The sequence below is a fragment of the Streptomyces zinciresistens K42 genome, from assembly GCF_000225525.1.
Taxonomy (GTDB): Bacteria; Actinomycetota; Actinomycetes; order Streptomycetales; family Streptomycetaceae; genus Streptomyces; species Streptomyces zinciresistens.
The window spans coordinates 1-15842 of the sequence record NZ_AGBF01000163.1 but is presented as its reverse complement, the minus strand read 5'-3'; the positions used below and the strand labels follow the sequence as shown (position 1 = coordinate 15842).

Sequence of the window (15842 nt, the reverse complement as noted above, 5' to 3'; positions counted from 1 at the left end):
GGGGTGATCGCGGCCGGGGCGCTGCTCTGCGCGCGCGGCTCCGCCGCCGCGGCGGACGACGTGATCGCCACGCACCGGGCGGCGGTGGGCTGCGAGGCCCGCACCCTGCTGGCGGAGGCGCGGCGGCTGCTCGGCACCGCGGCCACCGGGGCGGCGCCCCGCGCGCACCTCGCCGCGCTCGTCACCGCCGACACCCTGGCCCGGCGGGCCCGCGAACGGGCCGAGCAGGACGTCCGGCTGTACGGCCATCCCGTCGCGGACACCGGCGCGGACCTGACGGGCCGCGGCGGAGCCGTGCTGGGCGGCATCCTGCTGGACGGCGCCGCGGCGCAGGACACCCCGGCCGCGTTCGGCGGGCCCCGGACGCGGGCCCGCAGGGCGGTCCCGCCCGACGCCTGAGGGACGCGGCGCGGCGCGGGTCAGAACAGGCTGAGCAGGGCCGCCGCCGGGTCCGTCAGGCCGTTCTCGCCGTCGGGGAGGGGCAGTTCGAACCAGACCGTCTTGCCGCGCGGGGTGCGGCGCGAGCCCCAGGCCGCGCTGAGCAGGCCCACCAGTTGCAGCCCGCGGCCGCCCTCGTCGGTGTCGCGGGCGCGGCGGCGCCGGGGCTGGACCAGTCCGGCGTCCCAGACCTCGCACACCAGCGTGCGGTCCAGCAGCAGCCGGAGCCTGATCTCCCCCTCGCCGTAGCGCAGGGCGTTGGTGACCAGTTCGCTGACGAGGAGTTCCGTGGTGTCCACCAGCGGCTCCAGGCCCCACGACAGCAGCCGGCCGCGGGCGTGCTCGCGGGCGCGGCCCACGCTGCGCGGCTCGCGCGGCAGGGTCCAGTCGCCGACCGAGCCGGCGGGCAGGCCCTGGACGCGGGCCATCAGCAGGGCGATGTCGTCCTCGCCGTGATGGGTGTCGAGGGTGTTCAGGACGTGGTCGCACACGTCCTCAAGGGGGAGTGAGGGGTCGGTGAGCGCGCCGACGAAGGCTTGCAGGCCCTCGTCCAGCGGATGGTCGCGGGACTCCACCAGTCCGTCCGTGTACAGCGCCAGCAGGGCGCCCTCCGGCAGTTCGACCTCCACCTCCTCGAAGGGCTCCCCGCCGACGCCGAGCGGCATGCCCGGCGGCACGTCCAGCATCAGCGCGTCCTCGCCCGGCTCGACGAGGACCGGCGGGAGATGGCCGGCGTTGGCGAAGGTGCAGCGGCGGGTGACGGAGTCGTAGACGGCGTAGACGCAGGTCGCCAGGTACACCTCGGACAAGTCCGCCTCGCGGGGGCGGCGGGCGGCACGGGTGGCCTGCTGGACCCCGCCGGGCGCGCCGAGGCCGCGCGCGATCTCGTCCAGCGCCGAGAGGACCTCGGCCGGTTCGAGGTCCAGCAGGGCCAGGGTGCGTACGGCGGAGCGCAGTTCGCCCATGGCGACGGCGGCGCGCAGCCCGCGGCCCATCACGTCGCCCACCACCAGCGCGGTGCGGTGGCCGGGCAGTTCGATGACGTCGAACCAGTCGCCGCCCACCTCGCTGTGCCGGTCGGCGGAGGCGTTGCCCGGCAGATAGCGGCAGGCGATGTCGAGGCCGGAGGCGACCGGGTCGCCGGGCGGCAGCAGCGAGCGCTGGAGTATCAGGGCGCGTTCGTGCTCGCGCCGGTACAGGCGGGCGTTGTCGATGCAGACGGCGGCGCGGGCGGCGAGTTCCACGGCCAGTTCGCGGTCGCGGTCGCCGAACGGCTCGCTGCCCTTGGTGCGGGCGAACTGCGCGAGTCCGACGACCGTGTCGTGGGCGACCATCGGCACGGCGAGCGTGGACTGCACGAGGCCGCCCTCCGCGCCGGGCACGTACTGCGGGCGGGAGGTGCGCAGGGCTTCCGCGCAGGGCGAGTTGAACGGGTAGTGGTGGACGGCGCCCACCGAGACCTGGGTGCCGCCGCCGATGAACGGGGCGTCGGAGACCGCGCTGGAGAAGGCGACGCGGCGCAGTTCCGCGCTGCCGTCGGCGAGGCCGGGCGGGGTCTCGTCGCCGGCCAGCAGGCCCTGGTGGAGGTCGACCGTGGCCAGGTCGCAGAATCCGGGGACCACGACGTCGAGGAGCTCGCGGGCCGTGGTCTCCAGGTCGAGGGAGTTGCCGATGCGGGCGCCCGCCTCGTTCAGGAGGGCGAGATTGCGCCGGGCGGCGGCGGCTTCCCGGGCGGCGGCCCGGCGGGCCGTGATGTCGATGCCGAGCCAGGCGACGCCGATGGGGCGACCGCTGCCGCTGTGCACCCGGTAGAGGTTGATGGACCAGTGGCGGCGTTCATCGGAGCCGGGCACGAAGCCGGTGACGTGCATGTCCGTGATCGAGTCGCCGCTCTCCAGGACGCGGCGCAGGGTGGCGGAGACCCGGTCGGCCTCGGGGCGCGCGAGGTAGTCGTGGACGCCCCGGCCGCGGTGGTCGTCGGGGGTGCCGCCGAACAGGGACGCGAACCGCTCGTTGGCGCGGCGTACCCGCAGGTCGGGGTCGATCAGCAGGAAGCCGAAGGGAGATTGACCGAAAATGGCCTGAGAAGCGGCGAGGTCGGTCTCCATCCGCCGGAGCGTGCGCACGTCGACGACGATGCAGACGGCGGCCTTCTCCCCCTCCTCGGTGCGCGTCGGCATGACGTACACCTCGGCGAGCCCGTCGCGTCCGGGGCCGCCTTCCGTGCCCTCGGGCGCCCGGAAGGGGACCACTCCGGTCCACTCCCGCCCGTCCAGGATCTCGGCCATCTTGCGCTGGCCGCGCTCGTGCAGGTCGGGGTCGATGAACGCCTCGACGGGGTCCATGCCGACGGCCCGCTCGGCGGGGACGCCGAAGATCTGCTCGGCGCGCAGGCTCCACTGGTCGACCAGGCCGTCGGGGCCGATGGAGAAGGACGCGACCTTGATGTAGTCGTAGATGGAGCCGGGCGGGCTGCTCTGCCAGACGGCTTCGCCGGGACGGGAGTCGCCGGGACGGGAGTCGCCGGAACCGGACCCGGTCGTAGGGCCGACCGCTGTCCCGGTGCCGGTACCAGTACCAGTGCCGGTGCCGGTGCGGGCGTCCTGGGCGGACGCTCCGGCGTCGGTCGCCCCGGCGGCGCTCCCTCGCCCGCCCGCCGGGCCGGGAGTGTCCTGCGGGGCTCGTGAGGTGTGCACGGGGTACGGGCCCCGCCGGTCGTGGGCCCGCGCGCCCGCGGCCCTGGCCCTCGCGCCGCCCGACGGGTCCTCGGACTCCGTCGCCTTCGCTGGTATCTCGCTCACGCGAACCGTCCCCTCCAGCTCACCGCGTCCGGCACCGGTCACCGGCGGCGGCTGCCCGCAGTATCCAGCACTACGGCGCCGCACGACACGGTGTTCACGATCACAGCACGGTCCCGATGGTTTTCGGTCCCGGCCGCGGAAACACTTCCAGTCTTCTAACCAGCGGACACGCCGTCGAACCACCTCGTTCGACAACCGCCACCGGCCTGAACCACTCGGTCGACAGGGCGGTGGGGTACGTACAGGCCCGCGGGCGGGCGCTGACGGACCGTGAGGACCGGCCGGGGCTCACTTCGGCACCGCGAGTTCGAACCACACCGTCTTGCCTGTGCCGCGTCCTGGCCGGGTTCCCCATCGGCGCGAGGAGTGCGCGACGAGCTGGAGTCCGCGTCCGTTCTCGTCCTCCGGACGGGCGACCCGCTCGCGGGGCGGGTCGGGCAGCGGGTCGGAGACCTCGACGAGCAGCACGCCGCCGTGGGCGGGCCGCACCAGGCGCAGACCGATCGGGCCGGTGGCGTGCCGCAGGGAGTTGGTCACCAGCTCACTGACCAGCAGGGCCGTGACGTCCGCGAGGGAGTCCAGGCCCCAGGCGCCCAGCCGGCCGCGCACGGCGGTGCGGGCCGCGCGCACGGCGCCCGCCTCGGCGGGGAAGGTCCAGTCGGCGCAGTCGCCGTCGGTGTCGATCACGCCGCTCACTTCCCGGGCCGGCGAGTTCCCCCATGTCCGGTTTCGTGGGGTTAATGGGCCCATACCCGATATCCGGGCGGCAGTACCGTGCGGGGGCGCATCAACGGCGGGCGCGGCGCTCAGGGCAGCAGATGCCGGGACGCCTCACGGACCGCCGGGACGTCCTGGTCCAGCCAGTCCACGTCCCAGAGTTCCCCGGCCGTCAGCCAGCGCAGCGCGTCGTGGTCCTGGAGCGGTGCGGGTCCGGCGGTGCCGGGCTTCAGCCGGGCGGTCCAGACCTGGAGGACGTACGGGGACCGGAGGGGCCACGTGCCCGGTACGCGCTCCACCACCTCGGCGTCCACGCCGAGTTCCTCGCGCAGTTCCCGCACGAGCGCCGCCTCGGGCCGCTCGCCGGGTTCGACCTTTCCGCCGGGCAGTTCCCAGCGTCCGGCCAGTTCCTCGGGGGCGCTGCGGCGGGCCGCGAGCAGGCGGTCGCCGTCCAGCAGGGCGGCACCGACCACGATCCGTTCCGTCATGCGCCGGAGCCTACTGGGGCGGGCCGGGGAAGATCCTGACCGCGTCAGCCGGCGGTCGGGTCGGACCCCCGGGCGACGCCGTGGTCGATCCTCACCGTCAGCGGTCGGCGCCGTCGGCGTGCGGGGGGATCCGCTCGACCCAGTAGAGCTGCCTGTGCCCGCGGCCGTCGAGGCTGTCCGCGATCTTCTCGGCCTCCGCCCGGGTCGCGTACCGGCCGACGCGGTAGCGGTTGCCGTTGTCGTCCTGCCGGACGACGAGCCAGGGAAGCGTGATCGTGCTGTCGTTCATCGCGCCCCACTTCTCCTTCCCGCCCACGGCCGCCCACGTCCCGCACGCGGCCCGTGCCGTGTCCCACCCGCCGAGGAAACCGCGATCCGCATATGCCCGAGCGTACGCCTAACCTTTACTCAGCGAATACGGATTTTCACAAAGAGGTACGCAACCAGCCATCTCGCAGGGGGCGCACGGCGCCGAACGCGCCGTGCGGGGAGGTCGACGCGTCCGGTCACGGGCATGGCGGGCACGCCTGCGGCGACCTGCGAGAACGGCCAGATTCCAGCGGCCTCGGAAAGAAGGGGAGTTGAGACCTTCGCGGTGTCAACTCCCCTGACGGTGTGCGCTACTTCACCACTGGGTGCGCTACTTCACCGGGAGGTGGTACGCGACCCGGTAGCGGTCCGCGGGGATCACCACGTCCGCCGTCTCCACGGGCCGGCCCGAGGCGTAGTAGGTGCGCTGGATGACCAGGACGACATGACCGGGGACTCCGCCGAGGGCGTGCAGCTCCTCCGCGAGCCCCGGGCGCGCGCCCACCTCCTCCGTGACGTTGTCCACGACGACGTCGATGGCGGCCATGCGCTCGACGACCCCCATGCCGCCGAGCGGGCCCTCCTCGGGGAGCATCACGGGGCTGCGGCCGGTGACGGCGAGGGGCTCCCAGGAGGTGGAGAGCATCATCGCCTCGCCCGCCTCGCGGAACACGTACCGCGTGCACATCACGCGCTCGCCGGGGCGGATGCCGAGCCGCTCGGCGACGGCGCCGCTCGCGTCGGTCTGCTCGCTGCGCGACTCCCAGGTGCCGCGCGCCTCGCCGTCCGCCTGCTCCTGGCGAAAGGGGGTGGCGCCGCTCGGCGGGCGGAAGCCGGAGCGGGAGACCCTGCGGGGCACGGGGCGCTCGCGGACGTAGGTGCCCGAGCCGGAGCGGCCCTCGACCAGGCCCTCGGCCATCAGCACCTTGCGCGCCTCCAGGGCGACGGTGTCCGAGACGCCGTACTCCTCGCGGATCCTGGCCTGGGACGGCAGGCGGGTGTGCGGTGGCAGCGAACCGTCGGCGATCTTCTTGCGAAGGTCGCCCGCGACGCGCAGGTACGCCGGCTGCTCACCGAAAGTCACTGGCCGCTCCCATCAGGTTGTACAGACAGCAACAGCCTGGCAACCATGAGTTGTCCCGTGCAAGCAAAGGCCAGAGAATCACTCGATGTGATGACTTGTGGGGGGCGGGGGCTTTACGCAGGCACTTTCTCCCCGCTATGGCCGCGTTCACACATTGAGGCCGCCCGCTCCCCCGCCCCCGCCGCCGCCGTCGAAGTCCTCCTCGTAGTCGGGGACATCGGTGTTCAGGCCCAGAGCCTTGCGTGCGGTGACGGTCGTGGGGCCGTCGACGTACACGTAGCCCTCCTCGTAACGCTTCATGTACGTGTCCGCGTCGCGGGCCCCGCCCGCCCGCGCCCAGGCCGCGCGCGCGTCGCGCATCTCCCCCACGAGCCGGGTGACCGGGCGTGCGGCCGCCCCCTGCCACTCGCGCCCGCTCAACGCCTTGATCTGCTCGGTGAGTTCGCGCTCCACGTCCTTCGCCCAGGCCCGGTTGGCCGCCAGGTCGTCCTCCGGCAGGTCCTCGGGCTCCTCGGACAGCACGGTGTCGACGGCGTTCAGGGCGGTGAGGAGGGCCACCTGGTCGGGGCCGAGTGTGGCGGCGTCGTTGCGCAGCGTGCCGGTCAGTGTGCCGCCCTCACGGGCGCTGCCGAAGAGGCAGAGCGCCGTGCGGTCGCCCTGCCGCCAGCTCTCGGGTGAGGGCATCAGGTAGGAGAGGGCGACGTCCTCGGGCATCGCCCAGGTGTCCATGGCGTAGCCGTCCTTGAGCGCGAAGCACTTGTCCTCCGCGGCCGTCGCGACCCGGTCCTCACCGGGGTAGGGGGCGGCGGTGTCCGCCAGGGACACCCGGCCGAAGACCTCGGCGTCGTGCCCGCCCGCGCACGGGACCTCCTCCACGCCGTACGCATCCCCCGTGAGGTCGCCCGTCGGGGAGTCGAAGCACGCGCCCACGGCCAGCGAGAACGGGGCGTCGGCCTCGCGCGCGGCGCCGTTGAAGCCGTCCCGGAAGTCGGAGACCGCGCCGGTGGACAGCAACGCCGCCCACAGCACCAGCCCCACCGCGGACAGCGCCGATCCGGCGATCGCCATGCCCCTGCCGCGCTCGCCCCGCCGGCGGATCTGCGCCAGCGCGATCAGTCCCAGTACCAGGCCCACGGCCGGGAGGAAGCAGAGGAGTCCGAGGACCAGGGAGCCGATGGCCACGCCGTTGACGGGGGCGGTCGCGATGAGGGGCGGCGCGGCCCAGGGCGGGGTGTACGGGTACGCGTACGGTCCTGGGGCGCCGTGGGCGCCGGGTGCGCCGTGGGCGCCATGGGGGTGTTCCGGTGGGGCGAACGGATTCTGCGCGGGCGGCACTTGGGGCTGCTCGGGACTCCCTTGGGGCTCGTGGGGTCCGGGGGGCGGGGGTATGGACAACGGTTACCGTGCTCCTGGTTCGGCCGGCGGTCGCCGGGCGGGGAGGGGACCGGCGTGGCACTGGGCGAATCGTAAGCGCGGGGGGCCGGGGGGCGTCATGCGGGTTTCCGGGGGCTCGGTCCTCGCGGCCCGTGCGGTACGGGTGGTACGGGGGCGGGTGGTGCGGGTGCGGTCGGGCCCGGGGCCCCAGGGGCTGGGGGGCTGGGGGCTGGGGGCGCGTTCGGTCGGTGGAGTGCCTGCGCCTGCGGCGCCTGTGCGGGGGTGCGGGGGCTTGGGTCGCGCCTGTGCGCGGTGGGTGGTGCGGGGCCGCGCCGGGGGGTGTCCGTCCTCGGTCCGGCGGGGACCCGGGTCGGAGCGTGCAGCCCCTCTTGACGCCGGACACTGCGGGCGGGCACCCCCCGGCACGTCCCCTCCTCGCCGTACGCGGCCTCCCCCGCATCCGCGGCACGCCCGTTCCCGTCGTACGCGGGCGCCTGCGCCTGCGCCTGCGCCTCCCGGGCGGGTTCCCTTCCGCCGTACGCGGCCTCCCGCGTCCTCCGGCGGTCTCCTCCTCGCCGTACGCGGCCTCCCCCGCATCCGCGGCACGCCCGTACCCGTCGTACGCGGGCGCCTGCGCCTGCGCCTCCCGGGCGGGTTCCCTCCCGCCGTACGCGGCCTCCCCCGTATTCCCAGGGCCGTTCCCTCCCGCCGTACGCGGTCTCCCGCGCCTGCCGGGCGGGTTTCTTCCCGCCGTACGCGGGCTTCGGCCTGGTTCCTTCTCGCCGGGCACGTGCCGCGCCCCCGCGGTGGGCGGTCCGGTTTCGGGACCGCTCCTGCCGCGGGGGCGGGATTGGCGTCCGGCTCGGGAGCCCTCAGCCGTCAACTGCGTGCCGGTCGGGCCGTCAGAACTGAAGCGCCCAGGAGTCGATGCGGCCGGTGTCCTGCGCCGCGTTGTCGCTGACCCTCAGCTTCCATGTGCCGTTGGCCGCCTCGGAGGAGGCGTTCACCGTGTACGTGGTGTCGATGTTGTCCGTGCTGCCGCCGGTGCCGTACGCCTTGAGCGTGTACGCCGTGCCGTCCGGGGCGATCAGCTGGACCTGGAGGTCACCGATGTACGTGTGGACGATCTTGACCGGTACGGCCAGGGAGGAGGGCGCGTTGCCCGACACTCCGGAGACCGTCACCGGGGACTCGACCGTGGCGTTGTCGTTGATCGCGTAGTCCGCGGTGTTCTCGAAGCGCGGTCCGGGCGGGTTGGTCGTGCCGCCGCCGACGTTGAGCAGCCGGTTGGGCGAGCCCGTGCCGGGGTTGGTGACGACGCCGGGGGTGGCGGCGGACGTCAGGGCCGTGGAGACCTGCGCCGGGGTGGCCGTGGGGTTGGCGGCCAGGTACAGCGCGGCGGCGCCGGCGACGTGCGGGGCCGCCATCGACGTACCGGAGATCGTGTTGGTGGCCGAGTCGCTGGTGTTCCAGGCCGAGGTGATGGACGATCCCGGTGCGAACAGGTCCACTGCGGAGCCGTAGTTGGAGTAGCTGGCCCGCGCGTCGGTCGACGTCGTCGCGCCGACCGTGATCGCCTCCGCGACCCGGGCAGGGGACCTGGTGGAGGCGTTGGTGGACTCGTTGCCCGCCGCCAGGGCGAAGGTGACGCCGGAGGCGATGGCGTTGCGGACGGCCGTGTCCAGGGCGGTGTCCGCGGGGCCGCCGAGGGACATGTTGGCCACGGCAGGCTTGACCGCGTTCCGCGCCACCCAGTCGATGCCCGCGACGACCTGGGCGGTCGTACCGGAACCGGAGTTGTCCAGCACCCGCACGCCGACGATCTTCGCCTTCTTGGCGACGCCGTACGACGAGCCGCCGACGGTGGCCGCGACGTGGGTGCCGTGGCCGTTGCCGTCCTGGGCGGTGTTGTCGTTGTCGATGGCGTCGTAGCCGTAGGAGGCGCGGCCGCCGAAGTCGCCGTGGCTGATGCGGACACCGGTGTCGATGATGTACGCCGTCACGCCCTGGCCGGCGGAGTCCGGGTAGGTGTACGAGCTGTCGAGCGGCAGATTGCGCTGGTCGATGCGGTCCAGGCCCCAGGAGGGCGGGTTGGTCTGGGTCGCCGCGGTGGTGAACTTGCGGTCCTGCACGACGGAGGCCACCGCCGGGTCGGCGGCGAGCCGCTCGGCCTCGGCCTCGGACGCCTCGATCGCGTAGCCGTTCAGGGCCTTCGTGTAGGTGCGCTCGATGCCGGCGCCGTACTTCTCGACGAGGTCGCGCCCCGCCTTGGAGCCCGAACGGGCCTGGTCGGCCTTGAGGGTGACGATGTAGCTGTCGGCCACCGCGTTCGCCGCGCCCTCGTACTGGACGCGGCCCTCGGGCGCGGCCGAGGCGGGGAGGGCGGAGACGAGGCCCGCGGCGAGGACCGCGGAGGCCGCCGTGCTGAGCAGAGCCAGTCTTCGGCGGGTCGTGCGGTGGGGGATACGCATCACTGCCATCTGAGGGTTCCTCCTCAATCGGTGGTGCGCTGGTGGGGTGCGCGGCGGAACGGCGGGACATGAGGCCGCTGTTACGGCAGGGGCATGTCAATTCGAAATGCCGAACCGGTGCGCCAGCCGAAAGATTGAGGCACCTACAGGAATTACACAAGGGCCCTGCGTCGGCCATCCACCCCACACATCCGGTCACGCCGAGGGCGGCTGCGTCACGGCTGTGTCGTGGTCGTGCCGCGATTGCGTCGCGGAGCTGTGCCTCGGCTGTGTTCGGACGGTCCGTGGACGGTCCACGGCGAGCCTGCGGAGGGGGGTGGGGGGCAACCCCGTACAACTCGGTCTGACAGGGCTGTCGTTGCCCTACCGTGGGCGCATGGTGCTGCATCACCACAGTGACGCTCCGTGGCGGGTGAGGGTGGACGACGCGCAGGGCACGCCCTGCGGCGCCGGCGTGCTGCTCGACGACCGTCACGTGCTGACCTGCGCGCATGTCGTGCGGGACGCCGGTTCGGGGCCGGAGGAGGACGCGCCCGCCGTGCGGATCAGCAGCGTGGCGTGCCGGCCGGAGTGGCGGCGCGACGCCCGTGTCGCCCCGGGGACGTGGGTGCACACGAACGGCACGCAGCGCGGCGACGTGGCGCTGCTCGAACTCGACGAGTCTCCGGGCTGCGACGTGCGGACCACGCTGTGGAAGGCACCCATCTCGGGCGGCGCGGTGCGCGCGTACGGCTTTCCGCGCAGCGAGCCGTTCGGCATGGGGACGGACGCGCGGCTCGCGGGGTCCGGCGGCCGGCAGGGCGAGTGGGGGCTGCTGAAGCGGGTGCGGCTGGGCGACCCGTGGATCGAGCGCGGCTACTCGGGCGCCGGGGTGATGGCGGTCGGCGGCGCCTTCGACGGGCGCGTCATCGGCATCGTGGTGGCCGACTTCGTGGACGGCGACGCGCAGGCGGCCTGGATGCTGCCGACCGAGACGGTGCTGTCGTACCTGCCGCGCGTCGAGAAGCTGGGATTCGCCGGGGGCGACCGGGCGTTCCGGCTGGGCCCGGCCCGCGCGGAGCCGGCCGAGGACGTGCTGGGCGATCCGCTGCGGCTGGCCCTCACCCAGGAGCTGACCCGGCTGCTCGACGGCGGCTGGGCGGGGACGGCGGTGGTCGGCACCGGCGGCACGAGCGCGGTCGGCGACTCCTGGCTCGTACGGCTGGTGCGCACGGCCGATCCGGCGGCGCGGGCCGGGGTCAGCGACGCGGAGCTCACGAGCCAGCCCGGTGACACGGTGCTCGGGCTGGGCTCGGTCGACGCGGCCTACGACGCGCGCGGCCGGTCGGTCGACGAGGTGTGCGGCTACCTCGCGCGCCGGTTCGGGCTGCCCGGCGGCGACGCCACCGAGGTGGCCTGGCAGCTGCTGCGGCGCAGACCGCCCGCCTGCCTGGTGCTGGGCGGTGTCGACCGGGCCCGCGATCCCGCGGCGCTCGAACGGGAGTTGCTGACGGAACTGGCCGGGCGGGCCCGCTCGCGCGGCATCCGGCTGGTCCTCGGTTTCGAGGGCGGCCCGCCCCGCGGCCTTGCCCACGACGTGTCCCTCGACCCGGAGCCGGTGCGGGGCACTGCCCTCGGGAAGGTGACCGCCGACCGGGTCCGGCGGACGGTGGGCCTGCTGGCCGCCGAGGAGGAGGCCGCGGACGCGCTCGAACGGGACTGGGGCCTGCGGTTCTTCGCCGCGCCCCGGCTGCCGCCGCGGGCCGCGCCCCGGCTGCGGGTGCGGCTGGCCGTGGCCCGGACGGCCGGGCCCGACCCGGAGCTCGCCGCGGTCCACGACCGTGCCGTGGCGGCGCGCGCGGCCGTGGCCGGTTTCGACCGCGCCCTGCGCCGGCTGATCGGGGCGCACGAGGACCTCACCGCGGCCCTGGAGCTGCACCGGGTGCGCGCGGCACGGTACTTCGGCGACGAGGACACCCCGCTCGCCGAACTCCACGCCCCGGCCGCCCGCGCCCTGCACACCGCGCCGATCGACCTCGCCGCGGCCCGCCGGGCGGTCGTCCGGTACGCAGACGAGGTCGCCCGCCGTATCGAGGAGAGGTGATTCCCGGCCATGGTGAGCCCCCGCCCGGGACCCCGACTCCGACCCCGACTCCGACCCCGACTCCGACCCCGGCTCCGGCTCCGCCCCCGGCTCCGCCCCCGGCTCCGGCTCCGGCTCCGGCTCCGGCTCCGGCTCCGGCTCCGGCTCCGGCTCCGGCTCCGGGCATCCCGAAACGGTCCGGCCCCAGCACCGGTTCCGGCGCCAGCCCCGGTTCCGGCCCCGCTTCCGGCGCCAGCCCCAGCCCCGGTTCCGGTTCCGGTTCCGGCCCCGCTTCCGGCGCCAGCCCCAGCCCCGGTTCCGGCCTCAGTTCCAGTTCCAGCCCTCGAAGGATGGTCGCCATGACCCGGTGCAACCGTCCCGACTGCGGTGGCGGCGCGATCGACGAGCAGGGTTTCTGCGAGACCTGCGACCGGCGGCCGGCCGAGCGGCCGCGCGCCGAGCCGCCCGCCCCGGTCCCGCGGCCGGGCCGGGGCGCCGGGGTCGGGGTGGCGCAGGTGCGCCCGGACCCCTGGTACGGGCTCGGGCTGGTGGAGTCCGACCAGGGCCCGCCCGTCCCCGAGGTGCCGCCGCGCTCGGCGGAGCCCGTCGCGGAGGAGCACCGCTTCTGCCCGAACCCGGCCTGCCGGCAGCCCGTCGGCCGCGGCCGGGGCGGCGGTCCCGGACGGGCGGCGGGCTTCTGCGCGGAGTGCGGCACCGGCTTCGACTTCACCCAGCTCGACGGCCTGACCATCGCCGGCCGCTACGACGTCGAACGCGTCCTCGGCTCGGGCGCGTACGGCGCCGCCTATCTGGCCCACGACCGCAACCTCGCCACCCACGTCGTCCTCAAGGCCCTGCACTCCTCGGTCGCCCGGACCGCCCTGCACGAGCGGGACGCGCTGGTGGAGCTGCGGCACGACAGCATCGTGCGCATCCTGGGCTACGAGCCCGAGGGACCGCACCTGGTGCTGGAGTACGTCCCGGGCGTGCCCCTCTCGGCGGGTGACGGCGACCGGCTGGAGACGCTCCTCGCGCACGGCGTGCGCGTCCTCCAGGCGCTCGACTACCTGCACGCCCGGGGCCTGCTGCACTGCGACGTCAAACCGCTGAACATCATGCGCTTCAGGGAGCTGAGCCCGGCGGGCCCGCAGGACCGGGTGCGGCTGATCGACTTCGGCGCGGTGCGCCGGCACAAGGACGAGGGCCCGCTCGTGGCGTACACCCCGCGGTTCGCGCCGCCGGAGGGCGACCCCGAACACCGGCGCCCCACACCGGGGTTCGACCTGTTCTCGCTCGGCAGGACGCTGCACGAGGTGTGCCGCTCGCGGCTCGACGGATCGGCGCCGGGTACCGAGTCGCTGGCGCTGCTGCTGGAGCGGGCCACGGACACCGAGCGGCCGGCGCGGCGGTTCGTCTCGGCGCGCCAGTTCGCCGAACAACTCAGCGGTGTCATCCGGCAGGTGGTGGCGGCGGCACCCGCGCACCGTCAAGTGGCGCGTCCCTCCGCCCTGTTCGGCTCGATGCCGGACGCCCTGCACGGCGGGCTAGGCACGGCACGGCCGCTGGCCCACTGGGTCGAGGCGCGGCCCGGCGAGGACGGGACGCTCACCATGCCGGCGCCGTTCTCCTCGCCCGGCCCGGGTGACATCGCGGCGGCGCTGCCCGCGCCGCTGTCCGACCCCGACGCCCCGGACATGGCGGGCTCGACCCGGCGGGCGCTGGCGGAGAGCCGGCTCGCGGTGCGACGCCGGGACCCGCAGCTCGCGGAGCGGGCGCTCGCGGCGGCCGGACTGCCCGACTGGCACTGGCTGCACGCCTGGTACCGCGGTCTGATCGCGCTTGCGGACGAGGACCCGGCGTCGGCCGCGACGGCCTTCACCGCGGTGCGCGAGGCGGTGCCCGGCGAGTTGATACCGCAACTCGCCCTCGGTCTGTGCGCGGAGCTGCGGGGCCTGCGCGACACCGCCCGCGCGCACTACGGCGCCGTCTTCGACACGACGCCCGCGGTCGGCGCGGCCGGCTTCGGCCTGGCCCGGGTGCGGCTGCTGGCGGGCGACCGCACCGGGGCGGTGGCCGCCGCCGTACGCCTCGCCCAGGAGTTCCGCCACGAACGCGAGGCCCGGGTGGCGGCCGTGCGGCTGAGCGTGACGGTGCTGGACGGGCCCGCCCTCGCGGTGCCCGGCGGCGACGACCTGGAGCGCGCGGGCGCGGGCCTGGACGGTCTCGGCCTGGACGGCGCGGCGGCCGCGGGGCTGCGCGCGGAGATCCGGTACGCCCATTTCCTGCACCACCGCGACCGGGAGCGGCTGTCGGAGGCGATCCGCGGACTCGGGCCGCACGCGCCGACGGAGCGCGAGTACGTCGCCCTGGTGGACCTGGCCAACCGGCTGCGTCCCCCGCTGCGGTGGGGATGGCGTGCAGGGCGGGACGGAACAGGTCGTTCCCGTGCCGGGGGCGCATCCCGGCCGCTAAGCTCCTGACACGCCAGGTGCAGGAGCGCCCACGCTCCGTAGGGGACACGCAGTGACGCGATCGGGTGGTGCCGGTGGGGGACAGCTCGCCCTGGGGGCTCAGCTTCGCCGTGGAAGTGGACGCGCCCGCGGATCTCGCCTCCGACGACCGGCGTGCGGACGCCCTCGTCACGGTCACGGCACGCGCCGCCCAGGAGGCGTCCGCGGGAGCGCCGCCCGCCGAAGTCCTCATCATGGACCGGTCGTTGTCGATGTACGGGCGCAAGCTGGACGAGGCCAAGCGCGCGCTGTGCGCGGCGGTCGACACCCTGCGCGACGGCACCCTGCTGGGGATCGTCGCGGGCAACCACCGGGCCGAGGTGGTCTACCCGCCCGGAGGGGGCCTCGCCCGGATCGACGCCCACACCCGCGAGGACGCCAAGCTGCACGTCGTCCGCCAGCTCGCCGAGGGCGGTACGGCGATCGGCGCGTGGCTGCGCTGCGCGCGGGAGCTGTTCGCGGCGGCGGACTCCCCCGGCACCGTGCGCCACGCCGTGCTGTACACCGACGGCAAGGACGAGCACGAGACGCCGCAGGAGCTCGGCGACGCGCTGAGCGCCTGCGCGGACGCGTTCGTGTGCGACGCCCGCGGGCTGGGTGACGACTGGCACTACGCGGAACTGCTGCGGATCACCGAGGCGTTGCACGGCACCGCCTCGGCGGTCGTCGCCGTCTCCGACCTCACCGAGGACTTCACCCGCCTGATGCGCCAGGCGCAGCGCATCGTCGTGCCCCGGGTGTATCTGGGGCTGCGGCTCAACGACCGCTTCCGGCTGGCGTTCGTACGGCAGACCCGTCCCGTGGCCGCCGAACTGACGGCGCGCCGGCGGCAGGGCGCCGAGACGCTCGTCCCGCTGGGCTCCTGGCCACCGGAGACCCGGCAGTACCAGATCAGCCTGCAGTTCGAGCCCGAATCCCTCACCGTGGAGGAGGAGTTGCGCGCCGCCCGCATCACCCTGCACGCCGAACGCCCCGACGGCACCCGCGGGCCGTGCTCCGCGGCGGCGGCCATGGTCGTACGCCGTCGCGCGACGCCCGGCCTCGGCGTCCCCCGCTCGGCGGGCCTCACCCGGGTCGAGGACGAACGCGCGCTCGGCATGGCGATGCGCGCCTGCGCCGACGCCCGCCTGCGCGGCGACACCGACGCCGCCGACCGCGAACTGCGCCTGGCGACGGGCCTCGCGGAACGGCTGGGCGACCTGGCGCGGCTGGGGCTCCTGCGGGCGGTGGGCACCATCGGGCCCGACGGGGTGCTGCGGGTGCGGGCCGACGCCGGCGGGGCGGAGATCCAGCGGATCGGGGTCGACTCGACGAAGACCGTGCTGCCGCCCGACGCGGCCGTCCTCCCGGCCCGCGGCACGGCAGGGCGGCCGTCGGGCGGCGCGCGACCGGCGCCCCCGCGCTGCCCGCGCTGCGGTACGGCGGCGGCGTCCGCGTCGGCCAGGTTCTGCGAGGACTGCGGGCTGCGGTTCGACGCCCCGGAGAGCGGGGACAGCCCGAAGGACGGCCCCGACGGCGGGGGCGGGTCTGACTGCGGGCGCGGGCAGGACGGGGAGCGCCAACCGGACGGCGGGGATGGGCTCGACGG

Annotated in this window: 10 protein-coding genes and 1 pseudogene; 4 read left to right on the top strand and 7 right to left on the bottom strand. The window is 75.1% G+C overall.

Annotated features, from left to right (window positions below; all coding sequences use genetic code 11):
* Nucleotides 1-399: pseudogene (locus tag SZN_RS41620) on the top strand (hypothetical protein); the annotation flags it as partial.
* 20 nt (nt 400-419) lie between these two features.
* Here SZN_RS41620 and SZN_RS28875 read toward each other — a convergent pair.
* The 7 genes from SZN_RS28875 to SZN_RS28845 form a co-directional block, all read right to left on the bottom strand.
* Nucleotides 420-3239, bottom strand: a complete 2820-nt coding sequence (locus SZN_RS28875) for a SpoIIE family protein phosphatase (protein ID WP_007501978.1) — start codon at nt 3237-3239, stop codon at nt 420-422.
* A gap of 288 nt (nt 3240-3527) precedes the next feature.
* Complete coding sequence (locus tag SZN_RS28870; RefSeq protein WP_063741774.1) at nt 3528-3989, bottom strand: ATP-binding protein; 462 nt, start codon at nt 3987-3989, stop codon at nt 3528-3530.
* A 56-nt stretch (nt 3990-4045) separates the two neighbouring features.
* Nucleotides 4046-4444 carry a (deoxy)nucleoside triphosphate pyrophosphohydrolase gene (locus SZN_RS28865; RefSeq protein ID WP_007501976.1) on the bottom strand — a complete coding sequence of 133 codons (399 nt, stop codon included), beginning with the start codon at nt 4442-4444 and terminating at the stop codon, nt 4046-4048.
* Between the two features lie 97 nt (nt 4445-4541).
* Nucleotides 4542-4733 carry an SPOR domain-containing protein gene (locus SZN_RS28860; RefSeq protein ID WP_043733699.1) on the bottom strand — a complete coding sequence of 64 codons (192 nt, stop codon included), beginning with the start codon at nt 4731-4733 and terminating at the stop codon, nt 4542-4544.
* A gap of 351 nt (nt 4734-5084) precedes the next feature.
* Entirely contained in the window at nt 5085-5837 is a 753-nt protein-coding gene (locus SZN_RS28855; RefSeq protein WP_007501974.1) for a GntR family transcriptional regulator, read from the bottom strand.
* 147 nt (nt 5838-5984) lie between these two features.
* Nucleotides 5985-7172 (bottom strand): DUF4190 domain-containing protein, encoded by a 1188-nt coding sequence (locus SZN_RS28850; protein WP_007501973.1) that lies wholly within the window; start codon nt 7170-7172, stop codon nt 5985-5987.
* 941 nt (nt 7173-8113) lie between these two features.
* The gene (locus SZN_RS28845) at nt 8114-9691 is read right to left on the bottom strand and encodes a S8 family peptidase (protein ID WP_007501972.1); all 1578 of its coding nucleotides are present in this window, start codon (nt 9689-9691) and stop codon (nt 8114-8116) included.
* Nucleotides 9692-10058: 367 nt separating this feature from the next.
* Between SZN_RS28845 and SZN_RS28840 the strand changes: the two genes are divergently transcribed.
* The 3 genes from SZN_RS28840 to SZN_RS37775 all read left to right on the top strand — a co-directional run.
* Complete coding sequence (locus SZN_RS28840) at nt 10059-11765, top strand: S1 family peptidase (RefSeq protein ID WP_167546334.1); 1707 nt, start codon at nt 10059-10061, stop codon at nt 11763-11765.
* A 338-nt stretch (nt 11766-12103) separates the two neighbouring features.
* The gene (locus SZN_RS28835; RefSeq protein ID WP_007501970.1) at nt 12104-14224 is read left to right on the top strand and encodes a serine/threonine-protein kinase; all 2121 of its coding nucleotides are present in this window, start codon (nt 12104-12106) and stop codon (nt 14222-14224) included.
* Nucleotides 14225-14289: 65 nt separating this feature from the next.
* Nucleotides 14290-15842, top strand: a 1553-nt coding sequence (locus SZN_RS37775) for a VWA domain-containing protein (RefSeq protein ID WP_139063587.1), incomplete at its 3' end; no start/stop codon positions are given.

What these genes read in the sequence shown, in the direction of transcription:
- SZN_RS28870 (WP_063741774.1), bottom strand. Translation starts at nt 3,989, where the DNA reads ATGGGCCCATTAACCCCACGAAACCGGACATGGGGGAACTCGCCGGCC.
- SZN_RS28865 (WP_007501976.1), bottom strand. Translation starts at nt 4,444, where the DNA reads ATGACGGAACGGATCGTGGTCGGTGCCGCCCTGCTGGACGGCGACCGC.
- SZN_RS28860 (WP_043733699.1), bottom strand. Translation starts at nt 4,733, where the DNA reads ATGAACGACAGCACGATCACGCTTCCCTGGCTCGTCGTCCGGCAGGAC.
- SZN_RS28845 (WP_007501972.1), bottom strand. Translation starts at nt 9,691, where the DNA reads ATGGCAGTGATGCGTATCCCCCACCGCACGACCCGCCGAAGACTGGCT.
- SZN_RS28840 (WP_167546334.1), top strand. Translation starts at nt 10,059, where the DNA reads ATGGTGCTGCATCACCACAGTGACGCTCCGTGGCGGGTGAGGGTGGAC.
- SZN_RS28835 (WP_007501970.1), top strand. Translation starts at nt 12,104, where the DNA reads ATGACCCGGTGCAACCGTCCCGACTGCGGTGGCGGCGCGATCGACGAG.